The organism is Zwartia vadi (genome assembly GCF_030410375.1).
Taxonomy (GTDB): domain Bacteria; phylum Pseudomonadota; class Gammaproteobacteria; order Burkholderiales; family Burkholderiaceae_B; genus Zwartia; species Zwartia vadi.
In genome coordinates, this window is the sequence record NZ_JAUHHE010000053.1 from 1 (window position 1) to 255 (window position 255).

At 57.3% G+C, this 255-nt stretch carries 1 pseudogene; it reads left to right on the forward strand.

What is annotated here, in order from left to right:
* Positions 1-255 (forward strand): annotated as a pseudogene (locus QWY27_RS15420) (IS30 family transposase); the annotation flags it as partial.

A 255-nucleotide genomic window follows, 5' to 3' on the forward strand; every position in this document is an offset into this window, starting at 1 on the left:
CCAGCCTTGGCTGGTGGTTACCGGGCTGCTCTGGCACATCAGCGCGCCTTTTTGGCTCGGATTCAGGGACGTAAACCAGTTCGATTGGCTGAGGACAGCTACCTTTGGGCGCAGGTTCAAAAACTGCGTAGGCAGCGATTCTCGCCGGAACAGATTGCGGGCATACTTCCACGCATGTTCCCCGATGATTCCTCGATGCGTGCCAGTCACGAAACCATTTACACGGCGCTTTACGCGATGCCACGCGGTGAGTTG